This is a genomic window from Microbacterium sp., assembly GCF_043427715.1.
In the GTDB taxonomy this organism is placed as follows: Bacteria; Actinomycetota; Actinomycetes; order Actinomycetales; family Microbacteriaceae; genus Microbacterium.
The window spans coordinates 1-23,347 of the sequence record NZ_JBHWTD010000025.1 but is presented as its reverse complement, the minus strand read 5'-3'; the positions used below and the strand labels follow the sequence as shown (position 1 = coordinate 23,347).

Annotated in this window: 18 protein-coding genes, 1 tRNA gene, 1 other RNA gene and 1 pseudogene; 14 read left to right on the top strand and 7 right to left on the bottom strand. The window is 70.9% G+C overall.

What is annotated here, in order from left to right; translation table 11 throughout:
• Positions 1-1,188 (bottom strand): serine/threonine-protein kinase (locus tag ACHFGS_RS02745; protein WP_394289114.1); only part of this gene is annotated, 1,188 nt, incomplete at its 3' end.
• Between the two features lie 117 nt (positions 1,189-1,305).
• Positions 1,306-2,334 carry an LLM class flavin-dependent oxidoreductase gene (locus ACHFGS_RS02740; RefSeq protein ID WP_394278863.1) on the bottom strand — a complete coding sequence of 343 codons (1,029 nt, stop codon included), beginning with the start codon at positions 2,332-2,334 and terminating at the stop codon, positions 1,306-1,308.
• A gap of 98 nt (positions 2,335-2,432) precedes the next feature.
• On the opposite strand from ACHFGS_RS02740, the gene ACHFGS_RS02735 reads away from it, so the two are divergent.
• From ACHFGS_RS02735 to ACHFGS_RS02715, 5 genes and pseudogenes are all read left to right on the top strand, one after another.
• Positions 2,433-3,383 (top strand): aldo/keto reductase, encoded by a 951-nt coding sequence (locus ACHFGS_RS02735; protein ID WP_394278855.1) that lies wholly within the window; start codon positions 2,433-2,435, stop codon positions 3,381-3,383.
• A 108-nt stretch (positions 3,384-3,491) separates the two neighbouring features.
• Complete coding sequence (locus ACHFGS_RS02730; protein ID WP_394278854.1) at positions 3,492-4,223, top strand: sulfurtransferase; 732 nt, start codon at positions 3,492-3,494, stop codon at positions 4,221-4,223.
• Positions 4,224-4,261: 38 nt separating this feature from the next.
• Positions 4,262-5,341: a DNA glycosylase AlkZ-like family protein gene (locus ACHFGS_RS02725; protein ID WP_394278853.1), complete on the top strand. Its 1,080-nt coding sequence runs from the start codon at positions 4,262-4,264 to the stop codon at positions 5,339-5,341.
• 3 nt (positions 5,342-5,344) lie between these two features.
• Positions 5,345-5,440: pseudogene (locus tag ACHFGS_RS02720) on the top strand (squalene cyclase); the annotation flags it as partial.
• Between the two features lie 544 nt (positions 5,441-5,984).
• Complete coding sequence (locus tag ACHFGS_RS02715; RefSeq protein ID WP_394278852.1) at positions 5,985-6,482, top strand: bifunctional nuclease family protein; 498 nt, start codon at positions 5,985-5,987, stop codon at positions 6,480-6,482.
• Here the strand turns inward: ACHFGS_RS02715 and ACHFGS_RS02710 are convergent, their stop codons facing one another.
• Complete coding sequence (locus ACHFGS_RS02710) at positions 6,483-7,277, bottom strand: hypothetical protein (RefSeq protein ID WP_394278851.1); 795 nt, start codon at positions 7,275-7,277, stop codon at positions 6,483-6,485. It abuts the gene before it with no gap.
• Between the two features lie 140 nt (positions 7,278-7,417).
• Here ACHFGS_RS02710 and ACHFGS_RS02705 point away from each other — a divergent pair, with 140 nt between their 5' ends.
• The 3 genes from ACHFGS_RS02705 to ACHFGS_RS02695 all read left to right on the top strand — a co-directional run bounded on the left by ACHFGS_RS02705 (position 7,418) and on the right by ACHFGS_RS02695 (position 8,897).
• A complete protein-coding gene (locus ACHFGS_RS02705; protein ID WP_394278850.1) occupies positions 7,418-7,864 on the top strand; it encodes an SRPBCC family protein in 447 nt (148 codons plus the stop codon).
• 135 nt (positions 7,865-7,999) lie between these two features.
• Positions 8,000-8,776: an isocitrate lyase/phosphoenolpyruvate mutase family protein gene (locus tag ACHFGS_RS02700; RefSeq protein WP_394278849.1), complete on the top strand. Its 777-nt coding sequence runs from the start codon at positions 8,000-8,002 to the stop codon at positions 8,774-8,776.
• A 32-nt stretch (positions 8,777-8,808) separates the two neighbouring features.
• Positions 8,809-8,897, top strand: a tRNA-Ser gene (locus ACHFGS_RS02695).
• Between the two features lie 87 nt (positions 8,898-8,984).
• On the opposite strand, the gene ACHFGS_RS02690 is transcribed toward ACHFGS_RS02695, so the two are convergent.
• From ACHFGS_RS02690 to ACHFGS_RS02680, 3 genes are read right to left on the bottom strand one after another with little or no spacing between them, the layout of a single operon-like run.
• Positions 8,985-11,255, bottom strand: coding sequence for a transglutaminaseTgpA domain-containing protein (locus ACHFGS_RS02690; RefSeq protein WP_394278848.1), 2,271 nt, complete (start codon positions 11,253-11,255; stop codon positions 8,985-8,987).
• Positions 11,245-12,489, bottom strand: coding sequence for a DUF58 domain-containing protein (locus tag ACHFGS_RS02685; RefSeq protein WP_394278847.1), 1,245 nt, complete (start codon positions 12,487-12,489; stop codon positions 11,245-11,247). The genes ACHFGS_RS02690 and ACHFGS_RS02685 overlap by 11 nt, the downstream gene beginning before the upstream one ends.
• Before the next feature lie 11 nt (positions 12,490-12,500).
• Complete coding sequence (locus tag ACHFGS_RS02680) at positions 12,501-13,514, bottom strand: AAA family ATPase (RefSeq protein WP_394278846.1); 1,014 nt, start codon at positions 13,512-13,514, stop codon at positions 12,501-12,503.
• 98 nt (positions 13,515-13,612) lie between these two features.
• Here ACHFGS_RS02680 and ffs point away from each other — a divergent pair.
• From ffs to ACHFGS_RS02655, 5 genes are all read left to right on the top strand, one after another.
• Positions 13,613-13,709: signal recognition particle sRNA small type (gene ffs / locus ACHFGS_RS02675), an RNA gene on the top strand.
• Positions 13,710-13,793: 84 nt separating this feature from the next.
• Complete coding sequence (gene pta, locus ACHFGS_RS02670; protein WP_394278845.1) at positions 13,794-15,914, top strand: phosphate acetyltransferase; 2,121 nt, start codon at positions 13,794-13,796, stop codon at positions 15,912-15,914.
• Positions 15,911-17,134 carry an acetate/propionate family kinase gene (locus ACHFGS_RS02665; RefSeq protein WP_394278844.1) on the top strand — a complete coding sequence of 408 codons (1,224 nt, stop codon included), beginning with the start codon at positions 15,911-15,913 and terminating at the stop codon, positions 17,132-17,134. Before pta ends, ACHFGS_RS02665 begins: the two co-directional genes overlap by 4 nt.
• 37 nt (positions 17,135-17,171) lie before the next feature.
• Positions 17,172-17,894 carry an HAD family hydrolase gene (locus ACHFGS_RS02660; RefSeq protein WP_394289115.1) on the top strand — a complete coding sequence of 241 codons (723 nt, stop codon included), beginning with the start codon at positions 17,172-17,174 and terminating at the stop codon, positions 17,892-17,894.
• A gap of 42 nt (positions 17,895-17,936) precedes the next feature.
• The gene (locus ACHFGS_RS02655; RefSeq protein WP_394289113.1) at positions 17,937-20,480 is read left to right on the top strand and encodes a glycoside hydrolase family 65 protein; all 2,544 of its coding nucleotides are present in this window, start codon (positions 17,937-17,939) and stop codon (positions 20,478-20,480) included.
• A gap of 3 nt (positions 20,481-20,483) precedes the next feature.
• On the opposite strand, the gene ACHFGS_RS02650 is transcribed toward ACHFGS_RS02655, so the two are convergent.
• Complete coding sequence (locus ACHFGS_RS02650) at positions 20,484-21,596, bottom strand: FAD-dependent oxidoreductase (protein WP_394280389.1); 1,113 nt, start codon at positions 21,594-21,596, stop codon at positions 20,484-20,486.
• Positions 21,597-21,672: 76 nt separating this feature from the next.
• On the opposite strand from ACHFGS_RS02650, the gene ACHFGS_RS02645 reads away from it, so the two are divergent.
• Positions 21,673-23,347, top strand: a 1,675-nt coding sequence (locus tag ACHFGS_RS02645) for a DNA polymerase III subunit gamma and tau (RefSeq protein WP_394289112.1), incomplete at its 3' end; no start/stop codon positions are given.

Sequence of the window (23,347 nt, the reverse complement as noted above, 5' to 3'; positions counted from 1 at the left end):
ACCGCCGGCGCCCGCTGCCGCCGCACCGCCGCCTGCGATCGCCGCAGCCGAGATCAGTTCCGTCGGGGAGTCGCTCGGTCCCGGCTCTGCCGCGGCAGAACCGCCGGCGACCCCGACGACCTCTGTCGGGGCGTCCACCCTGGGGGCTGCGACGCCGATCGTTTCCGTCAAGCCCTCGTCGCTGATCGGGAAGATCGCCGTCGGAGGATCCACTCGGTCCGGAGCGGATGCCGCACCGGCCACGTCCTCGTCGGCACTCCCCGCCGCCGCAGCTCCCGCGGCCACCGCTCCCGCAGCCACAGCCCCTGCGGGAGCAGCTCCCGCGTCCCCGGCTCCCGTCGGCCCGGCTCCCGCCGAGAGCCGCGACGCGTCGATTGCCACGTCGATCGCCGTCGGTCGCTCGGATGGGTCGATGCGCGTCATGCGCTGAAGCAGGTCGCGCCAGTCGTCCCCGATCCCCGCGGGGAGCTCGGGCGGCGCATTCAGTCGCGCCAACGCGGAAGCGACGCCCATCGCGTGCGGGAAGGCGGGCTGCCCGGAGAGCGCTTCGATGAGCACCAGCCCCAGCGCGTAGACATCGGCGGGCGGCGCGGGCGGAGCACCCTGCACCTGCTCGGGCGCGAGATAGGCGGCCGTGCCGATGACATCGCCGGGGTTCGTGACGCGCGTGTGGTCGATGAGGTATGCGATGCCGAAATCGGCGAGCTTGGCTCGGAACCGCCGGTCGGGAAGGTGCGACGGGCTCAGCAGGACATTCGACGGTTTGATGTCCCGATGCACCACATCGGCGGAGTGCACGACATGCAGGCCCTCGGCGAGTTCGCTGGCCAACTGGGCCGCCTCGTGGGGCGCGAGCGGACCGGCCGCCAGCTGCTGGCTGAGGGTCGGCCCCTCGACCAGCTCCATCACGAGGTACTCGTGCTCTCCGCTGGCGTCGACGCGTGCGTCGAGCAGCGTCACGAGGGCGGGATGGTTCAGCGACGCCAGCGCGGTCATCTCGCCGCGGGCACGCTCGGGCGACGCGGTCGCGTCCACCCCCGGCCGGATCAGCTTCACCGCGACCTCGCGGCCGAGCAGGGTGTCCACCGCGCGGTAGACGTCGGCCATGCCGCCACTTCCCAGCCGCTCGCCCAGGCGGTATCGCCCGTCGAGCAACTCGTCGGGCGTGTGGTCGTCGCTGGCGCTCATGGTCTCCTTCGCCCGTGCGGGCACCCGGGATGTCGGGTCACCTGACGATAGTCACGGATGCCGCGCCGCGCACCCCGTCTTGACGACGCGTCGCCGACCTGCAAGATCCGAGCGGACTCACGCCGTCGTCGGCTTCCAGCCCAGCTCCGGAGCGGCGTACTTCGCGAAGGACTCCACGATGCGCAGGTTGAACTCCACGCCGAGCTGACTCGGGATCGTGAGCATGAGGGTGTCGGCGGCGGCCACCGCGGCATCCTGCTTCAGCTCTTCCACGAGCTGATCGGGGGAGCCGGCGTAGGTGCGGCCGAACGTGGCGTGCATGCCGTCGATCACGCCGATGCCACCACGCTCGGCGGAGCGGCCGAAGTAGAGGTCGTCTTCGGCGGTCATGATGGGGAACACCGAGCGGCTCACCGACACGCGGGGCGTGCCCGCATGCCCGGCCTCCCGCCACGCGGCGCGGAACGCGTCGATCTGCTCCGCCTGCAGGAGGTCGAACTCGCGGCCGTCGGCCTGCGTGAGCAGCGTCGACGACATCAGGTTCACACCCACCCGGCCCGCCCACTCGGCGCTGTCCCGGTTGCCGGCGCCCCACCACACGCGTGAGCGGAGCCCGGGGGAGTTCGGTTCGATGCGCTGCATGCCGGTACCGCCCCCGAACGGGCTGTTCGGGTCGCGTTCGGCGAGGCCCTCGCCGTCGATCGCGCGGAGGAAGAGGTCGAAGTGTTCGCGGGCGAGGTCGGCACCCCGGGGATCCTGCGATCCGGTGTAGCCGAACGCCTCGTACCCGCGGACGACGGTCTCGGGCGAGCCCCGGCTCACGCCGAGGGCGAGGCGGCCGTCGGAGATCAGATCGACGGATGCCGCCTCCTCGGCGAGATACAGCGGGTTCTCGTACCGCATGTCGATGACCCCGGTGCCCATCTCGATGCGTGAGGTCTTCGCGGCGATCGCCGCGAGCAGGGTCATCGGGGACGCCTGCTGGCGGGCGAAGTGGTGCACGCGGAAATAGATGCCGTTGACGCCGAGCTCATCCATTCCCTGAGCGAGATCGATAGCCTGGAGCATCGAGTCGCGGGCAGTGAGCTCGCGCCCGTGACCGAGCGGCCCGTAGTGACCGAAAGACAGCGTGCCGAATCGTTCCATGCCGGGGGTCAACGCGGTATCCGTGGTCTCCATTCCCGTGAATGCAGCCCGCCGGTGTCCGGAGCCGGCCACCCCTGCGACGTGTGAGGATCGAAGACATGACTGTCCTCGGCTCCAGCGACCTCGATGTCTTCCCCCTCTCCTTCGGCGGCAATGTCTTCGGTTGGACCGCCGACCGCGACACGTCCTTCGCGATCCTCGACGCCTTCGTCGCCGAGGGCGGCGACTTCATCGACACCGCCGACGCCTACAGCGCCTGGGTGCCGACGAACAGCGGCGGTGAGAGCGAGACGATCATCGGCGAATGGATGGCCGCCCGAGGCCGCCGCGACGTCGTCATCGCCACCAAGGTGAGCAAGCACCCCGAGTTCCCGGGGTTGTCCGCGAAGAATGTGCGCGCGGGCGCCGAGGCCTCACTGCGCCGGCTCGGAGTCGACACGATCGACCTCTACTACGCCCACGCGGAAGACCCCGAGACGCCCCTCGAGGAGACCGTCGCCGCGTTCGGAGCTCTCGTCGACGACGGACTCGTCCGCTACCCCGCGATCTCGAACTTCTCCGCCGAGAACACCCGCGAATGGGTGCGGATCGCGCGCGACCTCGGTGTCGCGGAGCCGGTCGCCGTGCAGCCGCGCTACAACCTCGTCGACCGCCGCATCGAGCGCGACCTGATCCCCGCCACCGACGAACTCGGCCTCGCCGTCGTGCCCTATTCGGCGCTGGCGAGCGGCTTCCTGACCGGCAAGTACCGCTCCACCGACCCGACCGGCCAGCCCTCGCCGCGGGCCGGCACGGCGGCCTCGTACGCGACGCCCGAGGGTCTCGCGATCATCGCGGCACTCGCAGACGTGGCATCCGCCCACGAAGTCGGTGTCGCGAGCGCGGCGCTCGGCTGGCTGCGCGCGAAGGGGACCGTTCCGATCGCCTCCGGCTCTCGGCCCGAGCAGGTGGAAGCCCTCATGGTCGGCGCCCGTCTCGAGCTGTCGGTCGAGCAGATCGCTCAGCTGGATGCCGCATCGGACGCGTTCGAGGCCGCTCGCGCAGCCTGAGGTCAGCGGAGGCGCTCCAGGGCGGCGTTCCCGGCGTCGCGCGCGAAGCCCTCGGGCCTGGCGCACCGGGCCGCGGCATCTGTGCATCCGGGCGAATATCCTCGTAGGGTGGCCGCCGTCCTGAACATCTCCGCCTATCTCTTCACACGCATCGACGACCCTGCAGACCTCCGGGCACGCCTTGAGCAGGAGAGCCGTGAGGTCGGGCTGAAGGGCACGATCCTCGTGGCCGAGGAGGGCATCAACATGTTCCTCGCCGGCGACACCGACATCGTCCGCGGCTTCGTCGACCGTCTCCGACAGGAGGAGCGCTTCGCGCCCCTGACCACGAAGGAGAGCTGGAGCGCGAACGTGCCCTTCCAGAAGATGCTCGTCAAGCACAAGCGCGAGATCATCCGGATGGACCGTCCCACCATCCGGCCCGGCGCCGGGCGCGCACCCGGTGTCGACCCGATCACCCTGCGCCGCTGGCTCGCCCAGGGCGCCGACGACGACGGACGGGAGGTCGTGCTGCTCGACACCCGCAACGCCTTCGAGGTCGACCACGGCACCTTCACCGGCGCGCTCGACTGGCGCATCGAGAAGTTCACCGAGTTCCCGGATGCCGCGAGCGCACACCGCGACGAACTCGCCGGCAAGACGGTCGTGAGCTTCTGCACCGGTGGCATCCGCTGCGAGAAGGCGGCCATCCACCTGCGCGAAGAGGGCATCGACGCCCTGCAGCTGGACGGCGGCATCCTCGGCTACTTCGAGCACGTCGGCGGAGAGGGCTTCACGGGCGACTGCTTCGTCTTCGACGAGCGTCGCACCGTCGACGCGACCCTCGCTCCCACGAACTGATCGGATGCCGCGTCGGACCTGACCGCTAGCCTCATCCCATGCACGTGCTGACCAGGGACGAGGCGCGACGGATCGCGGTCCGTGCCCAGCTGCTCGACGCACACCGGCCGGGTGATGTCGTCGAGGTGGCGGAGCAGATCGGCGCGATCAAGATCGACCCAACGGCGGTGATCGCGCCCAGCGAGCACAGCGTGTGCTGGGCGCGGATCGGGTGGTCGTACGAGCCCGGTCAGCTCGCCAAGGCTGTCGAGGAGGACCGGCTGCTGTTCGAATACGACGGCCAGTTCCGCCCCGCGAGCCTGCTGCCGTACCTGTGGCCGCAGATGCGCTCCCGGATGCTCCGCCCGACGACGCAGGCCTACCTCGACGCGAATGCCTCGTTCCGTGCGGACATCCTCACGCGCTTGGCAGACGAGGGCGCCCTGCTGGCGGCGGACATCCCCGATACCAGCGTCGTGCAGGCAGGGGACGAGGGCGGCTGGTACGGCTCGAATCAGGTGCCGCGCATGCTCGAGCTGATGGCGTACCTCGGCGAGGTGGCGATCACCCGCCGAGTGGGTCGGCAGCGTGTGTGGGACCTGCCCGAGCGCGTGTATCCCGCAGACCTCCCCGACCTCACCCCCGATGAGGCGGAGGAAGGGCTCCAGGCGCGCAGACTGCAGGCGCTGGGGATCGCGCGTCAGAAGTCGGGTTGGAGCGGTGTCGGCACGGCGGGCGAGGAGGCCCGCGTGGAAGGCAGCGAGTGGCGCTGGCGTGTGGACCCCGAGGCGATCGCCGCGCTCGATGACGACCCGGGCGGCCGTGCGGCGATCCTCAATCCGTACGACCGGATGCTGTTCGACCGGCCGCGCCTGACCGAGCTGTTCGACTTCACGTTTGTGCTCGAGCAGTTCAAGCCGAAGGCGCAGCGCGTCTACGGCTACTTCGCGCACCCGATCCTCGTGGGCGACCGGTTCATCGGGCTGCTCGACGCCGCGCTCGACAAGAAGAGGGAGACCGTCGTCGTCTCCGCCGTTCATGAGATGCTCCCGTTCGACGACGATGAGCGCGAGATGGTGCGGGCCGAGATCCGCGACCTGGGGGAGTGGCTCGGCGTCCCCGTCGCCGGCCTCGACTGAGACCTGGATTCCGACCCCACTCTGCGCTGGCAGGTCGAGCGCGACCTCATCGGCGACCCGTCCGAGGTCTGGCAGGGCACTCGCGCACGCATCGTGACCGCGCCCAGATGGAGGACGGTGAGTGGAACTGCGAATGGGTCGAGGGATCGACCAGATCGTCGTTCCACTCCACGCTCATGCCGTTCGCGGAATGCTGGCCCACCTTCACGGCTTTGCGGGTGCTCGTGCGATGGGATGCGGCTGCCGCGCGGTGAGGCGGTATGGGGATCGGATGCCGTCCCTCCGGCATCCGATCCCGACATGTCCCGCTGGGCGGACACGTGCGCCTGGGCGGAGGACGGGCCCGTCCGTGCTCCGCGCTCTTCCCCCCGGAAGAGGCACATCAGAATGCTACGTACGGCAGGTGACGAACTGATCACGGTCGCCCGAATCCGGACGATTCCGGACAGTCGCAGAGCGGATGTGTCCGGGATTCCGGACATCGTCCGGCCCATTTCGGACACTGCGCGCCCGCATTCCTGGAGCGCCATGAACCGTCTCGCGGCCTCGATCGAGCGCTGCGGATCGGCCCAGCTCTCTTCCGGGCGCGCTGATCGACGGGGACGATCACGCGCCTAGGATGACGTCTGCGGAGGTGATCGGGATGGTTCAGGTGAGAGTCGCGGGGGTCGCGGTCGACGGCGCAGGTGACCACGTCATCCTGCTCAAGCCACTCGACGATCTGCCGGGGGAGGGTCGTGTGCTCCCGATCTGGATCGGGTCACAGGAGGCGACCAGCATCCTGATCGCCGTCGAGGGCGCGCAGGCGCCGCGCCCGCTCGCGCACGACCTCATGCAGGCCATGCTCACGTCGCTCGGCGCCACCGTCGCCCGTGTCGAGGTCACGCGAATCGAGGACGGGACCTTCTACGCGGAGATCACGATCGCGGCATCCGGCAACGTCGTCCTCGACGCGCGCCCCTCCGATGCGGTCGCTCTCGCCAGCCGGACCGGCGCGCCCATCTTCGTCGCAGACGACGTGCTCGCTGAGGCGGGCATCGTCGACATCACCGCCGACGAGGACGAGCCCGCAGCCGAGGAGAACGTCGAGGAGTTCAAGCGCTTCCTCGACAGCGTCGATCCGGACGACTTCCGCGGCTGATCAGTCCTGCGGGTCGGCGAGGGGCGCGATGTCGACCGGTTCGCCGAGCGCAGAGAAGTCCTGGCGGATGGTCGCCGTGTGCCCCAAGAAGTCCGACGTCGATTCCGCCGCGATCGGGTCCCACCCGTCCGAGAACCATGCCGAGTAGGCCGCGACAGGGATGCCGTACCAGGAGAACGGCGCATCGCTGTCGGCGCGCCAGCTCTCGCCGTCACGCGTGAGTGTCCAGCTCTCACTCTCGCGGATGAGATCGTCGATGAACCCGGGGTCGGAGAAGACGCGGTAGAGCTCACCGGCCACGCCGGCCATCTGCGCCTCGGCGTCACCGGACGATGCGTCGCCGACGATGGGCCCCGTTCCGGAGTCGACCATGATCACGTCGTCGACGAAGCTGATGGACACCGGTCCGTCGCCGGTCTCGAGTTCGCCGCGGAACTCGAACGCCGGCTCGTAGTGGTATTCGATCCGTCCGCCCAGCTCGTCGCCGCTCACGGTGAGCACACCGCTGCCGTGGCGCTCGATGGACGCCTGCAGACAGGGACCGAGCGAGGCGCCGTCGATTGAGGAGCCCTCGCCGAGGCGGATTCCTTCGCACTCGATGGGGGTGTCGGCCGGAGTCGGAGCCGCACCCTCGGTGGTGGAGGGAGCCGGCTCAGGGGCCTCCGTGCCGATCACGGTGGGCGAGGGAGCTGTCGTCGGGGCCGGACCGGATGCGCAACCGGTCAGTGCGACGAGCGCGAGGGTGGCGGTGAGCGCGGCGGTGCCCGCGGTGGTCAGGCGGGCGGGGGTGGGCACTGCAGGATCTCCTCGACGTCGGTGCGTCCGAGCCTACCCGCGCTTAACAGCCCTCCCGGAGGGGCGCAACCCCTTGGGACCCGCGGGGGCCCGTGCCGAGGATGGACGGGTATCCACCCCTTCAGGAGAGGAGCCCGACCATGGCCAGCATCATCGAGACCATCGATGTCGACGTGCCGGTCTCGACGGCGTACAACCAATGGACGCAGTTCGAGTCGTTCCCGCACTTCCTCAGCTACGTGGAGTCGATCGAGCAGATCGACGACACCACGACGCGCTGGAAGGTGAACATCAACGGTGCCGAGCGGGAGTTCACCGCCGACATCACCGAGCAGCACCCCGATGAGCGGGTCGCCTGGAACAGCAACGACCAGGACCACGCGGGTGTGGTGACCTTCCACAAGCTCAGCGACACCGAGACGCGGGTCACCGTGCAACTCGACTGGAAGCCCGAAGGCCTCGTCGAGAAGGTCGGCGCCGCGGTCGGCATCGACGACCACGCCGTCAAGAAGGACCTCAAGAAGTTCAAGGAGTTCATCGAATCCCGAGGCGCGGAAACCGGTGCCTGGCGAGGCGATGTGAGCTGAGCGGCCGACTTCGGCTGTCCGTACCGGCGACCCGGGGGCTTCGGCTCCCGGGTCGCTCGCGTTCTCCCTCTGGATCATCCCCGGATGAGTGTCAACCCTGCGACAGGGGACCTCGTTCCGTGGCACGGTGACGACATGACCAACGGTTCCCTCGCCACCCGTGCCCGCCGCCTCCGCGATCTCCACGCCGCGCCCGAGATCCTCCGCGTCGTGAACGTGTGGGACGTCGTCTCCGCCAAGGCGGTGCTCGCCCTCGAGGAGACGCGGGCGATCGCGACCGCGGGGCACTCGATCGCGGCATCCTTCGGCTACGAAGACGGCACCATCCCGCTGGAGACGACCCTCGACATGGTGGGCCGGATCGTCGAGGCGGCAGGCGACGTGCCGGTCTCGGCCGACCTCGACGACGGGTACGAAGACCCGGCCGAGACCGTCCGCAGAGCCCTCGGGGTCGGGATCGTCGGCGCCAACATGGAGGACCGTCTGCGTCCCCTCGACGAATCCGTCGCCCGCGTCGCAGCCGCCGTCCGCGCGGCAGAAGCCGAAGGCGTCCCGTTCGCCCTCAACGCTCGCACCGACGCCTTCGTGCGAGCCGGTCAGCGCCCCGCGGAGGAGTCGCTCGCCGACGCCATCGAGCGGGGGCGCGCCTACCTCGACGCGGGCGCCGACGTCGTGTTCGTGCCGGGTCTGCTGGATGCCGAGGCCACCGCGGCCCTCGTGGAGGGAATCGGCCGGGTGAGTGTCATCGGGCTGCCCGGCGCGCTCACGGCGGGGGAGTTCGAGAAGCTCGGCGTCGCGCGGATCTCGTACGGCCCGTTGACCCAGGCCGTCGCCCTGACGGCGTTCCAGGACGTCGCCAAGAGCCTGTACGCCGACGGATCGATCCCGTCGACGACCCGCCCGCTCAACTGAGTCACCTCGGCCGCGTGGTAAGGTCGACGTTTGGAAGCGTGTCCGAGCGGCCGAAGGAGCATGGCTGGAATCCATGTAGGCGGGGTAACTCGTCTCGCAGGTTCAAATCCTGTCGCTTCCGCGCTGGAGAAGCCCCACACCTCGCGGTGTGGGGCTTCTTCCTTTTCCCGGAGGACTGCCTCAGGCGTGACGGTGGACGCGACGCGCTTCAGCGGGCCGGACGCAGCAGCGCGTCGCGCTCCGCGAACGCAGAGCCGGGCGCGATGGCCAGCGAGCGGGGCGCGAAGAGCGCGAGCGCGCGCACCCGCGTCGGCGCGGCCGCTCGCAGCGCGGAGCACACCGCCTCCGCGTCTTGACCGAGCGTGCCGGTATCGTCGCCTGCCCGTCCCGGCCGCGCGTAGCTGTGGTGCTCCACCGCCGCGCGCAGCCGCGTCGTCTCCTCCTCCGGCGCACCCAGCTCGGCCACCAGTCGCGCGGCGAACGCACGCGGCGATTCGGCGGCAGGCAGCGGTTCGCCGAGATCGATCGCGGCATCCTGCACCATCCGCCAGGCGGCGCGGACGTCACCGCGATCCGCGCGACGACGCAGCGCCGCGGTGCGCGCACGCCGGAGGATGAGCGGCAGCACCGAGACGCCGATGACCGCCAGGGCGATGCCGACCGGCGGACCGAGAGCGGTCAGCGAGAACCCGGTCGCGGTGGTCGTGGGGCCGCCCTCGTCCTCGCGGGGAGCCGCGGTCGGCGTCGCCGTGGGTGCGTCGGAGGGAGCTGCCGTGGGGGTCGGGGTCGCGCCACCCTCGCCCGAACTGTCGGCGGCGAAGCGCTGCGCGGTGCCGAGGCTCTTGGTCGGCTCGAACGCGACCCACCCGATGCCCTCGAAGCGCACCTCCGGCCAGGCGTGGAGCTGCGCGGTCGTCGCCTGATAGACGCGCTCGTCGTCCTCGGTCTCACCGGTGGGGGCGCCGGGGAGGAACCCGACGACCACGCGCGAGGGCATGTCGAGGGTCCGTGCCATGAGGGCGAAGGCCGAGGCGAAGTGCACGCAGTATCCGGATCGCATCTCGAGGAAGCGGCCGATCGCCTCCGCTCCCGACCCGTCGAACCCCTCCTCTACGGGCGCGTCGAGCGAGTAGTCGAAGCTCGTCCCGCGGAACCACGTCTGCAGGGCGAGCAGCCGGTCGTAGTCGTTGTCGGCGCCCGCGGTCACCTCGCCCGCGAGCGACTCGATGTTCTCCGGCATCTGGAACGGCAGCTCCAACGCGCTCGCGAACCTCACCCCGTCGGTCGAGGCGCGGGACGCTTGCGCCTGCTCGCGGCTCGGGCGCGGAACGCTCGTCGTGACCTCCAGGCGCTGGCCGGCGACGCCCCCGCCGGAGGAGCGGATGGTGCGGTTCTCCGGCGTGATCGACCACCCATCGCCCTCGAGCCCGCTCACCGCGACCGCCGGATACGGGATGGGGAGGGAGGCGGATACCAGATCGAGAACCTGCACGCCGGTGCGGTACTCGGCGACCTCGACGTCCTCCGCCGTCTCCGGAGCGGCGCCGTCCCACGTGGCCAGCGGCAGGAGCCGGCCGCGATCGGGCCGCCACGTCTCGCCGTCCAGGCGCGTGAGGGTGGCGACGCGGAGGTAAGGCGGCGAGGGCGCATCAGTCCACGTGCGGACGACGGGAACCTCGTTCGGCCGGCGGAGGTCGTCGCCCAGGTCGAGGCTCGCGGTGATCGCGGTGCCGCCGACGAGACCTCCGGCCGGAGCGGCACGGGGGACGGCGGGCGCCACGACGACCGATGCGACGATCGCGACGACGGCGATCGAGGCGGAGACGACGGCGACCCTCGCGCCACGGGAGGTGGACCGAGGCGTACGACCTCGGGTCTCGGCGCGGATGAGCCAGAGCAGGGCCGCGCCCATGAGCGCGAACGCCCAGAGGTCGACGTCCCGCGGCACAGCGAGGGTGGGGATGAGCCAGACGGCGAGGAGACCGACGCCGGCGAGCAGCGGCATCCGGGCCGTCAAGACGACGTGGTCGAGCGCGATGACCAGGAGCCCCGTCGCCGCCACGACGAAGAAGGAGATGGGCGCCGTCGGGTCGAGCGGGGCGACCCCCTGGGCGATCGACTCGGCCGCCGAAGCGACGAGGTACGGGAGGCGTTCGACCGCCTCCTGCGTGGGGATCACGAAGGCCACCGCGGCATCGGCGAAGAACACCAGGGTCAGGCCGGCGACCCACAGCAGGGCCTCGATCGCGAAGACTCCGACGGCGGGGGAGCCCAGCCTGCGAACGAGGTAGCCGGCGGCGAGCAGGATCGCCGCTCCGCCCAGGCCCAGCGGGATCCACAGCCCCGGCGCGATGACCGTCAGGAGGGGAACGAACGCGGCGGCGACGGCGACCAGCAGCGCGAGCGTCGACATGCCGTCGTGGCGCGGGCGCCCCGCCGCGACGGGATCCGCCGGCACGAGAGAGGGCTCAGCCGGCACGGGTCGCTCCCCGCTCGGGGGCCCACTGGTCCCACAGGTCGTTGAGCTCGTCCGTCGGTTCCAGGCTGAGCGTCCGCCAGCCGACCGCGCTCGCCGCCCGAAGCCCGAGGGGTTCGGCGCCGACGCTGATCAGTACGGGCAGAGAGCTGTGCACCGTGATGGGAGCCAGGAGCGCGGCATCGGCTTCGCCGACGGGGCCGGTCACCACGACGACGGGCCCGAGGGTCGTCCCCGCGAACAGCGGCGCCGTGTCGGCGAGCGAGCCGTCCCGGCGCGCCGTGAGGGTCGCGAACGAGACGATCACCGCTTCGAGCGCGGTGGTGTCCCCGGCGTCGAGGGGCTCGGCGAGCTCCCCGCCGTCGGCGTCGAGGACGGCGACCGTGTACCCCTCGCGGACGAACCGGGCGACGGCGGATGCCGCGGCGGAGACCGCCAGTTCGAACGCCGTGTCTGCGCCCGGTGCGCGCAGGGCGTCGGCGCTCCACCGGCCGAGCGACCGGTCGAACACGACGACCGCTTCGGGGTGCGACTCCTGCTCCTCCTGGCGCACCATGAGGTCGCCGCGGTGGGCGCTCGCGCGCCAGTGGATGCGCCGCATCGAATCGCCCGGCTGGTAGCTGCGCGGGATGAGGTTGTCGGCGCCCTGGCCGAGGCGGTCGGTCGCGGTCTGCAGGCCGCCGCCGACGTCCCCGGGCAGTTCCTCCAGGGCCGACAGCGTGACGAGCGCGGGGGTGACGGTCAGCGGCACGGCGGTGTCGAGGCGCTGCGTCCGACGGGCGAATCCGAACGGGTCGGTCGTCGTGACGGTGAGCGGTCCGATCGGGTGGATGCCGCGTCGCCGCGTCGTCATGCGGTACCCGAGGTCCACGCTGTGGCCGCCCGGGACGAGACCCGAGCGCAGCCCCGGGAACACCCCGACCGCGTCGCCCTCGATGCCCGCCGGCAGCTGGTCGCGCCAGGTTCCGGCTGTCGTCGGCAGGAGGGTGCGGCATTCGACGCGCGCCGACACCGCGACCTCCTCGCCGACGGCGGAGATTTCGGGGGAGAAGAGGCGGCGGACATGATCGGGACGGTGCCCCAGGTGCAGCGACGCGAAGCCGAGCGCGACCGCCGCGATCAGGAGGACGCCCACGAAGGTGAGCGCGGGCACGGCGATCACACCCGCCACGACGAAGGCCGTGATCGCCAGCACCACGGCTCCGGTGCCTCGGATGGTGAGCGGCCAGCGCGACATCGGAAGGACCGTCAGTGCGCGGCGAGCGGAACGCGGACGGCCGCGGCGATGCCCTGCAGCGCGTGGGAGACGGCGTCGGTCCCGCTCCGGGCACGGGTCACACTGGTGCCGCGGGCCGGGATCAGGCGGTGCGCGAACATCGGTTCGAGCAGCGTCACGAGGTCGTCGGGGATGACGAACTCGCGGCCTTCCAGAGCCGCCCACACCTTCGCGGCGCGCACGAGCTGGAGAGTCGCGCGCGGGCTCGCGCCCAATCGCAGGTCGGGGTGGGAACGCGTCGCCCGCGCGAGCGCGACGGCGTACTCCTCCACCGACGGCGACACGTGCACGCTGCGCGCCCACGCGACCAGGTCGGCGACCTGCGCCGCCGTGATGACCGGCGACAGCGCCCGGAGCGGGTTCGCGTCATCACGCTGCCGGAGCATGCGCGCCTCGTCTGCGGCATCCGGATACCCCATCGAGATCCGCATCATGAAGCGGTCCCGCTGGGCTTCGGGCAGGGCGTAGGTCCCCTCCATCTCGAGCGGGTTCTGCGTCGCGACGACGAGGAACGGGTCGGGGAGGGCCCGGCTGACGCCGTCGACGGTGACCTGCCCTTCCTCCATGGCCTCCAGGAGTGCGGACTGCGTCTTGGGCGAGGAGCGGTTGATCTCGTCTGCGATGACGATGTTCGCGAACACGGCGCCGGGAGTGAACTCGAAGCGGCGCTCGGCGGGGTCGTACACGCTCACCCCCGTCACGTCGCCCGGGAGGAGATCGGGGGTGAACTGGATGCGGCGGACGGTCGCCTCGACACTCCCGGCGAGCGCCCGGGCGAGCATCGTCTTGCCGACCCCGGGGACGTCCTCGATGAGCAGGTGGCCCTCGGCGAGCAGGCACACCAGGGCGGCGCGGACAGCCTCGGGTTTGCCGTCGATGACGGTGGTGATGGATGCCGCGATGGCGCCGGTGACGGCGGCGAAGGCGGCCGCGTCGACGGGACCCTCCACCGGCCGGCGCGCCGTCGTCTGCTGGTCCTGGTGCACTGTTGGATCCCTCGTGTCTGCGGTCGCCGCGCCGATACGTACGGGACCGATGCTAACCCGGCACCGGAAGACGGGGCGCTGACGTCGGTTAGACTGGTGTCAGCTCTCCGCGAGGCGACATCCAGGCCAACTCCCCCAGGACGGAAACGTAGCAAGGGTAACCGGGCTCTGTCGGGTTCGCGGAGAGTCTTATTCTTCCCGGATGCCGCGCCGTCGCCGCATTCGGATATTCCCGGTCCCTGCGCCCGCTCGATCCGGGCGCAGGCCTAGGGTGGAGTCGTGGCGCAGAGCATCTACATCACGTCCGCCGAAGGGCACTCGGGTAAGTCGACGATCGCGCTCGGGGTGCTCGACACCCTGATCCGGCGCTCGCCGAAGGTCGGGGTCTTCCGGGCGATCGCCCGCTCGACCGAGGAACGCGACTACGTCCTCGAGATGCTGCTCGATCACGACGGTGTCGATCTCGACTACGACGAGTGCATCGGCGCCACCTACGACGAGGTCCGCGCCGACCCGGAGGCGGCACTCGGACGCATCGTCGAGCGGTACAAGAGCGTCGAGGCGCAGTGCGACGCGGTCGTGATCGTCGGCAGCGATTACACCGACGTGGGCAGCCCCGCCGAGCTCGGGTACAACGCCCGCATCGCCGCCAACCTCGGCGCCCCCGTCCTGCTGGTCCTCAGCGGGCAGGCCGTCGAGACCGAGACCCGGTCCGATACGGGAGGTCTCAGCCCCGAGAAGGTCGCCGACCTCGCGACCCTCGCGCTCGCCGAGGTCAAGCACGAGCGGGCCGGCATCTTCGCGGTCGTCGTGAACCGTGCCGACCCGGCGAAGCTGGAGGAGATCGTCGCAGCCGTCAGGGCGGCCCCGGCGGCCCCCGAGGACATCGGCGTGTGGGCGGTGCCCGAAGACGCGTATCTGATCGCGCCCTCCGTTCGCGACGTGGCCCGCTCGCTCGGCGCGACGCTCGTGGGGGGCGACGAGACGCTCCTCGAACGCGAAGTGCTGCACGTCGTGGTCGCGGGGATGTCGCTCAACAACGTCCTGCCGCGGCTCGAGGAAGGCGCGATCCTCGCCGTCGCCGCCGACCGCACCGAGGTGCTCCTGGCGGCCCTCCTCGCCCACAGCTCGGGCACCTTCCCGGCGCTGTCGGGCATCGTGCTGTACGGCCCCTTCGAGCTGCCCGAGCCGGTGACCCGTCTCATCGACGGCCTCGACTCGAACCTGCCGATCCTCGCGACTGAGCAGGGCACATTCGAGACGGTCCGGGGCATCATGGGCGCTCGCGGACGACTGGCCGCGCAGTCGCAGCGGCGCTACGACACCGCCCTCGCGCTGTTCGAGAAGCACGTCGACAGTGACGAGCTGCTGCGGCGGATCGGGCTCGCCTCGTCGAGCGTCGTCACGCCGCTGATGTTCCAGTTCCGCCTGATCGAGCGCGCGCGCAGCCAGCGACGTCGCATCGTGCTGCCCGAGGGCGACGACGACCGGATCCTGCGGGCCGCGGCAACCGTGCTGGCGCGCGGGATCGCCGACATCACGATTCTCGGCGAGCCGATCGAGGTGCGCTCGCGCGCCCTCGAGCTGGGTCTCGACCTGCAGGCGGCGGAGGTCCTCAGCCCGTTCGACGCCGTCCATGTCGAAAAGTTCGCCACCGAATACGAACGGCTCCGCGCCCACAAGGGCGTCACCTACCGGCAGGCCGCCGACACCGTGACCGACGTCTCCTACTTCGGCACCTTGATGGTGCACCTGGGGATGGCCGACGGGATGGTCTCGGGCGCCGCGCACACGACGGCCCACACGATCCGACCCGCGTTCGAGATCATCAAGACCAAGCCCGGCGTAAAGGTCGTCTCGAGTGTGTTCCTGATGGCCCTCGCCGACCGCGTGCTCGTCTACGGCGACTGCGCCGTGATCCCCGACCCGACGGCCGAGCAGCTCGCCGACATCGCCGTCTCCTCCGCGGCCACCGCAGAGCAGTTCGGCATCGCGCCCCGCGTCGCGATGCTCTCCTACTCGACGGGCGAGTCGGGGTCGGGCGCCGACGTGGAGAAGGTGCGGGAGGCGACCGCCCTCGTGCGCGAACGTGCCCCCGAGCTCCTGGTCGAGGGTCCCATCCAGTACGACGCGGCGGCGGATGCCGCGGTGGCCGCGGCCAAGATGCCCGGCTCCGATGTCGCCGGGCGCGCCACCGTCTTCGTCTTCCCCGATCTGAACACCGGCAACAACACCTACAAGGCGGTGCAGCGCTCGGCCGATGCGGTCGCGATGGGCCCGGTGCTGCAGGGCCTGAACAAGCCGATCAACGACCTCTCCCGCGGGGCGCTCGTGGAGGACATCATCAACACGATCGCGATCACCGCGATCCAGGCGCAGGCCGCGGAGGGGGAGAAGTGACACCCGTCCTCGTCATCAACAGCGGGTCGTCCTCCTTCAAGTACCAGCTCGTAGACGTCGACACCGAGCGTCGTCTCGCCTCAGGTCTCGTCGAGCGCATCGGCGAGGCGCAGGGCGTCGCCACCCACACCGTGCACTTCGCCGGAGACGGCCCCGCCGTCACCGCGACCAAGGCCACGACGACTCAGGAACGTCCGATCCCCGATCACGCGACCGGGTTCGCCGTCATGCTCGACGCCTTCGCGGACGCCGGGCCGTCGCTCGAGGACGCGCGGCCGATCGCCGTGGGGCACCGCGTCGTGCAGGGCGGCGCACGGTTCTTCGAGCCGACGCTGGTCACCCCTCTCGTGGAGATCAACATCGACGAGCTGAGCGCACTCGCCCCGCTTCACAACCCGGGCGCGCTGCAGGGCATCAAGGCAGCCCGCGCCGCCTTCGCGGACGTGCCGCACGTCGCGGTCTTCGACACCGCGTTCCACCAGAGCATGCCGGCGGCGGCCTTCACCTACGCCATCGACCGCGAGACTGCCGACCGCCACCGCATCCGCAAGTACGGCTTCCACGGCACCAGCCACAAGTATGTGAGCGAAGCGGTCGCCCGGTTCCTCGACCGGCCGCTGGCAGAGCTCCGCCAGATCGTGCTGCACCTGGGCAACGGGGCGTCGGCCACGGCGATCGACGGCGGACGCTCGGTCGACACGTCGATGGGACTGACACCGCTGGAGGGTCTCGTGATGGGCACCCGCTCGGGTGACATCGACCCGTCCGTCCTCGGTGTCCTTGCGCGGCGCGAACAGATGGGTCCCGCCGACCTCGACGACTTCCTCAACAAGCGCAGCGGCCTGCGCGGACTCGCCGGCGCGTCGGACATGCGCGACATCACCGAGCGTCGCGCGGCGGGCGACGCGCACGCGGCGCTCGCGTTCGACGTCTACATCCACCGCCTCCGCGCCTACCTCGGCGCCTATCTCGCCCAGCTCGGCGGTGCCGACGTCATCGCGTTCACCGCGGGCGTGGGGGAGAACTCGGCCGTCGTGCGTGCGGCGGCGCTTGAGACACTCGGGTACGCCGGCGTGACCCTCGACCCCGAGCGCAACGAGGCGCGGGGAAGCGGCATCCGGGTCATCTCCACCGATGATTCGGCCGTCACCGTCCTCGTCGTGCCGACCGACGAGGAGCTCGAGATCGCCCGCCAGGCGCACGCCGTTGCCGTGCACTGAGCACAGCGATCACGCGGATACCCTGGACGGTGTGACGATGGACACCCTCCCCGACCTCACCACCTTCGACGGTGTGCTCTTCGACCTGGACGGCGTCCTGACGCCGACGGCCGACGTGCACATGCACGCCTGGGAGAAGATGTTCACCGAGCTGTTCACCGCGTGGGACGTGCAGCCGCCGTACACGAGGGCCGACTACTTCGAGCACCTCGACGGCAAGAAGCGCTACGACGGCGTGGCGAGCCTGCTCCGCTCCCGCGACATCGAGGTCCCCTGGGGGGAGCCCGCGGACCCGCCCAGCGCGGACACCGTCTGCGGGATCGGCAACCGCAAGAACGTCGTGTTCGAGTCGGTCCTGCGCGCCGACGGCATCGCCGCGTACCCCGGCTCGCTCGCGCTCGTGCAGAAGCTGCAGGATGCCGGCGTTCCGATCGCCGTGGTCTCGAGCTCCAAGAACGCGCGCGAGGTGCTCACCGTCGCGGGCATCATCGACCGGTTCCCCGTCATCATGGACGGCGTCGTCGCAGAGGAGGAGGGGCTGGCCTCCAAGCCCGCACCCGACGTGTTCGCCCGCGCTGCCGAGATGCTCGGGGTGGACCCCGCCCGCAGCGCCGCCGTCGAGGATGCCCACTCCGGCGTGCAGTCCGCCGTCGCCGCAGGGTATGGGCTCGTGGTGGGCGTCGACCGCGGCGCCGGCGCCGCCACCCTCACCGCGCTCGGTGCCCACATCGTGGTCGACGACCTCGCCGAACTCGTCTGACCTCCCGGCATCCCTCCACCCGAACGACACCCGAGGACCCGAATGATCGATCGCTCCCGTTTCCCTGTCGACCCGTGGCGCCTCGTGGAGACGGCGTTCTCCCTCGACGACGTCGGGGTCACGGAGACGCTCTTCGCCACCGGCAACGGCTACCTGGGCCTGCGCGGCAATCACCCCGAGGGGCGCCACGCGCAGGAGCACGGCACCTTCATCAACGGCTTCCACGAGGTCTTCCCGATCCGTCACGCCGAGCAGGCGTTCGGGTTCGCCGAGGTCGGGCAGACGATCATCAACGCGCCGGACAGCAAGATCATGCGGGTGTACGTCGACGACGAGCCGATCTCGCTCGACATCGCCGACGTCCGTGAGTACGAGCGCGCGCTCGACTTCCGTCGCGGCGTGCTCACGCGGCACGTGCGCTGGATGACCCCCAGCGGCAAGGACGTCGTCATCGACTTCGAGCGCCTCGTCTCCTTCGAGGAGCGTCACGTCGCGATCATGCGACTGAGCGTGACCGTCCTCAACGCCGATGCGCCCGTGACGGTGAGCTGCCAGCTGCTCAACCGCCAGGACGGCGAGGACGTCTACGGCGCGGCCGACCGGCTGGGCAAGCAGGCGGGGGCCGGGTTCGACCCCCGCAAGTCCGAGAAGATGTCCGACCGCGTGCTGCAGCCGCAGGAGTTCTGGAACAACGGGTCCCGGTCGGCGCTGTCGTTCAAGGTGAGCGAGTCGGGGATGACCCTCGCCGTCGTCGCCGACCACATCGTCGAGACCGAGAACGAGTACTCCTCACGCGGCCAGGTCGAGCCCGACATGGCCAAGCAGGTGTTCCGCGTCCACGCACGCCAGGGTGTGCCGGTGACGATCACGAAGGTCGTCAGCTACCACACCTCCCGCGGCGTCCCCGCGCACGAGCTCGTCGATCGGGGCCGTCGCACCCTCGACCGCGTCCAGCACGAGGGCGTGCAGACGCAGTTCGACCGTCAGGAAGCGTGGGTCCACGACTTCTGGGACCGTTCCGACGTGATCATCGAAGGCCACGACGACCTGCAGCAGGCGACCCGCTGGTGCCTGTTCCAGCTCGCCCAGGCCGCCGCGCGCGCCGATTCCCTCGGCGTGCCCGCGAAGGGCGTCACCGGCTCGGGTTACAGCGGGCACTACTTCTGGGACACCGAGGTCTACGTGCTCCCGTTCCTCGCCTACACGACGCCGCTGTGGGCGCGCAATGCTCTGCGGATGCGGTATCTCATGCTCCCCGCCGCGCGGAAGCGCGCCGGTCAGCTCAACGAAGCCGGAGCGCTCTTCCCGTGGCGCACGATCAACGGTGAGGAAGCCTCCGCGTACTACGCGGCCGGCACCGCGCAGTACCACATCAACGCCGACGTCGCCTTCGCGCTCGGCAAGTACGTGCGCGCCACCGGCGACACCGAGTTCCTCCACCGTGAGGGGGCGGAGATCCTCGTGGAGACCGCGCGGCTGTGGGCGACCCTGGGCTTCTGGCGCTTCTCCGAGTCGGGTGACCCGGAGAGCTTCCACATCCACGGCGTCACGGGGCCCGACGAGTACACCACGGTCGTCAACGACAACCTCTTCACCAACGTGATGGCGCGCTACAACCTCCGCTACGCCGCCCGGGTGCTCCGCGAGATGGAGACGGACGACCCCGAGGCCTACCAGCAGCTGGTCGAGCGGATCGACCTCGACCCCGCCGAGCTCGACGCCTGGCAGGCCGCGGCCGAGGCGATGCACATCCCGTACAGCGACGCCCTCGGCATCCATCCGCAGGATGCCGTCTTCCTCGAGCGCGAGGTGTGGGACCTCGAGAACACACCGCCCGAGCAGCGTCCCCTGCTGCTGCACTTCCACCCGCTGGTCATCTACCGGTACCAGGTGCTCAAGCAGGCCGACGTGGTGCTCGCGCTGTTCCTGCAGGGGAACCACTTCAGCCCGGCCGAGAAGCTCGCCGACTTCGAGTACTACGACGCCCTCACGACGGGTGACTCGACGCTGTCGGCCGTCGTGCAGGCGATCCTCGCAGCCGAAGTCGGCTATCAGGACCTCGCGCTGGAGTACTTCCGCGAATCCGCCTTCGTCGACCTCGGCGACCTGCACAACAACGCGGCCGACGGGGTGCACGTCGCCTCCGCTGGTGGCGTGTGGACCGCGCTGGTCTCCGGCTTCGGAGGCATGCGCGACCACCGCGGCGCACTGAGCTTCGACCCGCGCCTCCCGGCGGACTGGCCGTCGCTGTCGTACACGCTGCACTGGCACGGCACCCGCCTGGCGATCACGGTGCGCCGGGACGAGATGACCGTCGTGGCAGGGGAGGGGAACCCCGTCTCCTTCACCGTGCGCGGCATGGGGCACACCGTCGCCGGCGGCGAGACCCTCACCATCCCGCTCGAGGGTCAGGGTCGGGTCATCCCGGGGCGCCCCACGCTCCGCAGGATCGGCGAGCAGCTCCGTGAGGACGGCACACTGCTCTCGGCGTCGATCCCCGACGCGTCGGTGGCGACCTCGGTTCCCGTTCACACCGGGACGATCCCCATCATCGACGAGGCAGAGCGCGTCGCCGCGGAGGCCTGACCGTCACACTCCGGCGGTGCGCGCCCTCTCATCGGCGACGATGGCGCGCACCGCCTGACGTCCCGCGCGGTTGGCGCCGACGGTCGACTGCGACGGGCCGTAGCCGATCAGGAAGAGGCGCGGTTCGTCGTCGGCGCGGGTGTCGCGCACGCGGATGCCACCGGCCGGTGTGCGCAGCCGCAGCGGCGCGAGGTGCGCGATGTCGGCGCGGAATCCCGTCGCCCACAGGATCACGTCGGCCCGTTCGACGGTGCCGTCCGGCATCCGCACACCGTCCCGCTCGATCGCGGTGAACATCGGATGCCACACCAGTGCACCGCGGTCCTTCGCCGCCTGCGCCCACGGCGACCAATGCGCTCCGGTGACCGAGACGACGCTCGCCGGGGGGAGCCCTTGGCGCACGCGCTCTTCGACCGCCGCGATGGCCTGGATGCGCGCCGCGGTGTCGAAGCCCGTGGCATCCCACTGCGGTTCGCGTCGGGAGACCCAGAGGGTGTCGGTGACGGCGGAGATCTCATCGAGCAGCTGGATCGCCGAGACCCCCGCGCCCACGATGACGACGCGGCGGCCGGCGAACTCGTCGGCCGACACGTAGTCGTGGACGTGGAGCTGCCGCCCCGCGAAGGTCCGTTGCCCCGGGACGGTGGGCCAGAAGGGTCGGCGCCAGGTGCCGGTGGCGTTGATGACGTACCGGGCAGCCCAGGTCTTCGCGCCCTGAGCGGTCTCCGACTCGACGAGCAACCTGCCGAGCGGGTCGTCGTCCGCGCGGCGCACTGCGCGCACCCGCACCGGACGCTGCACGGCGAGGTCGAAGCGCCGCTCGTATTCGGCGAAGTACGCGGGCAGCACCTCGCGGCTCGGGGCGTCCGCATCCGCCGGGGGGACCTCGTAGCCGGGGAGTTCGTGGATGCCGTTGACCGTCCCCATCCGCAGCGACGCCCACCGGTGCTGCCACGCGCCGCCGGGGAAGGCCTCCGCGTCGAGGACGACCATGCTCGGGCCGGGACCTGCGGTGTCGCCCAGCGGGGCGTACCCGCGCCGCCGCAGGTGATGGGCGGCGGCCAGACCCGCCTGACCTGCGCCGATCACGGCGACGTCGACGGGCTGGGATTCCACATCGGGTGCAACGTCCGCAGTGGCGCCGCGTGTTCCCGCCGCGCTCCGTGTCGGCCCCACGCCGTAGTCTGTTCTGGTGACCACAGCCCTGTACCGCCGCTATCGCCCGGAGACCTTCGGCGAGATGATCGGGCAGGCGCAGGTGACTGATCCGCTCATGACCGCGCTCCGCAGCGATCGGGTCGGCCACGCCTACCTCTTCTCCGGCCCCCGCGGGTGCGGGAAGACGACGTCCGCGCGCATCCTGGCCCGCTGTCTGAACTGCGCACAGGGTCCCACCGACACCCCGTGCGGGGAGTGCGACAGCTGCATCGAGCTCAGCCGTGGCGGCGGCGGCTCGCTCGACGTGGTCGAGATCGACGCGGCATCCCACAACGGTGTCGACGACGCGCGCGACCTCCGCGAGCGGGCGGTCTTCGCGCCCGCCCGCGACCGGTTCAAGATCTTCATCCTCGATGAGGCGCACATGGTCACGGCGCAGGGCTTCAACGCCCTGCTGAAGCTCGTCGAAGAGCCGCCGGCCCACGTCAAGTTCATCTTCGCGACGACCGAGCCCGAGAAGGTCATCGGCACGATCCGCTCGCGCACACACCACTATCCGTTCCGGCTCGTCGCCCCCGCGGCCATGCTCGAGTACGTCGAGCAGCTGTGCGCCCAGGAGGGCGTGCAGGTCGAGCCCGGTGTCCTCCCGCTCGTCGTCCGCGCCGGCGGCGGGTCGCCGCGTGACACGCTGTCGCTCCTCGACCAGCTGATCGCAGGTTCCGACGAGGGCATCGTCGCCTACGCGCGCGCCGTCTCCCTGCTCGGGTACACCCACGCCGAGCTCCTCGACGAGGTCGTCGACGCGTTCTCCTCCCGTGACGCCGCCGCGGCCTTCGGCGCGGTCGACCGCGTCGTCCAGACGGGGCAGGACCCGCGCCGGTTCGTCGATGACCTGCTCGAGCGGCTCCGTGACCTGATCATCGTCGCGGCCACGGGTGCCGGCGCGAGCGCGGTGCTCCGCGGCATCCCCGCCGACGAACTCGAGCGCATGGGGCGCCAGGCCTCGCAGTTCGGCACCGACCGACTCTCGCGCATCGCCGACCTCGTCGTCACCGCTCTCGACGACATGACCGGTACGACCTCGCCCCGCCTGCAGCTTGAGCTGCTGGTGGCCCGCGTGCTCGCCGCGGGTGAGTCTGCGGCTCCTTCGGCTCCGGTGGCTGCGGGGGCATCTGTGTCCGCGTCGGCCCCGGCTCCGGCTGCGTCCGCACCTGCTCCGGCTGCTCCGGCTCCGGCTCCGGCGGTGGCTGCACCGGCACCTGCTCCGGCTGCTGCGGCACCCGTCGCTCCGGCGGCGACGCCTGCGGCGCCTGCCGACGCTGCGCCTGCCGCGCCCACGCCCCCCGTGCCCACGGGGCCGGTGACGTTCGAGCAGATCCGCGACGCGTGGCCCGAGGTGCTCCGCCGCCTCGAGGACATCAGCCGCACCTCCTGGATGATCGCGACGGTGTCGCGTCCCGTGGCCTACAGCCCCGATGACATCCTGACCCTGTCGTTCCAGAGTCACTCCGACGTGCAGTCGTTCAAGAAGCTGACCGCGGGGAAGGGCCCGAGCGAGGACCTTCGCACCGCGATCCTCTCCGTCCTGGGGGTGCGCGTGAAGTACCTCACGCGTCACGACTCCGACCCGACGCCGCCGTCCCCGCCGATGCCACCCGGCGACGACGACGGGTGGAGCCCGGCCCCGAGTTCGCCGCCCCCACCACATA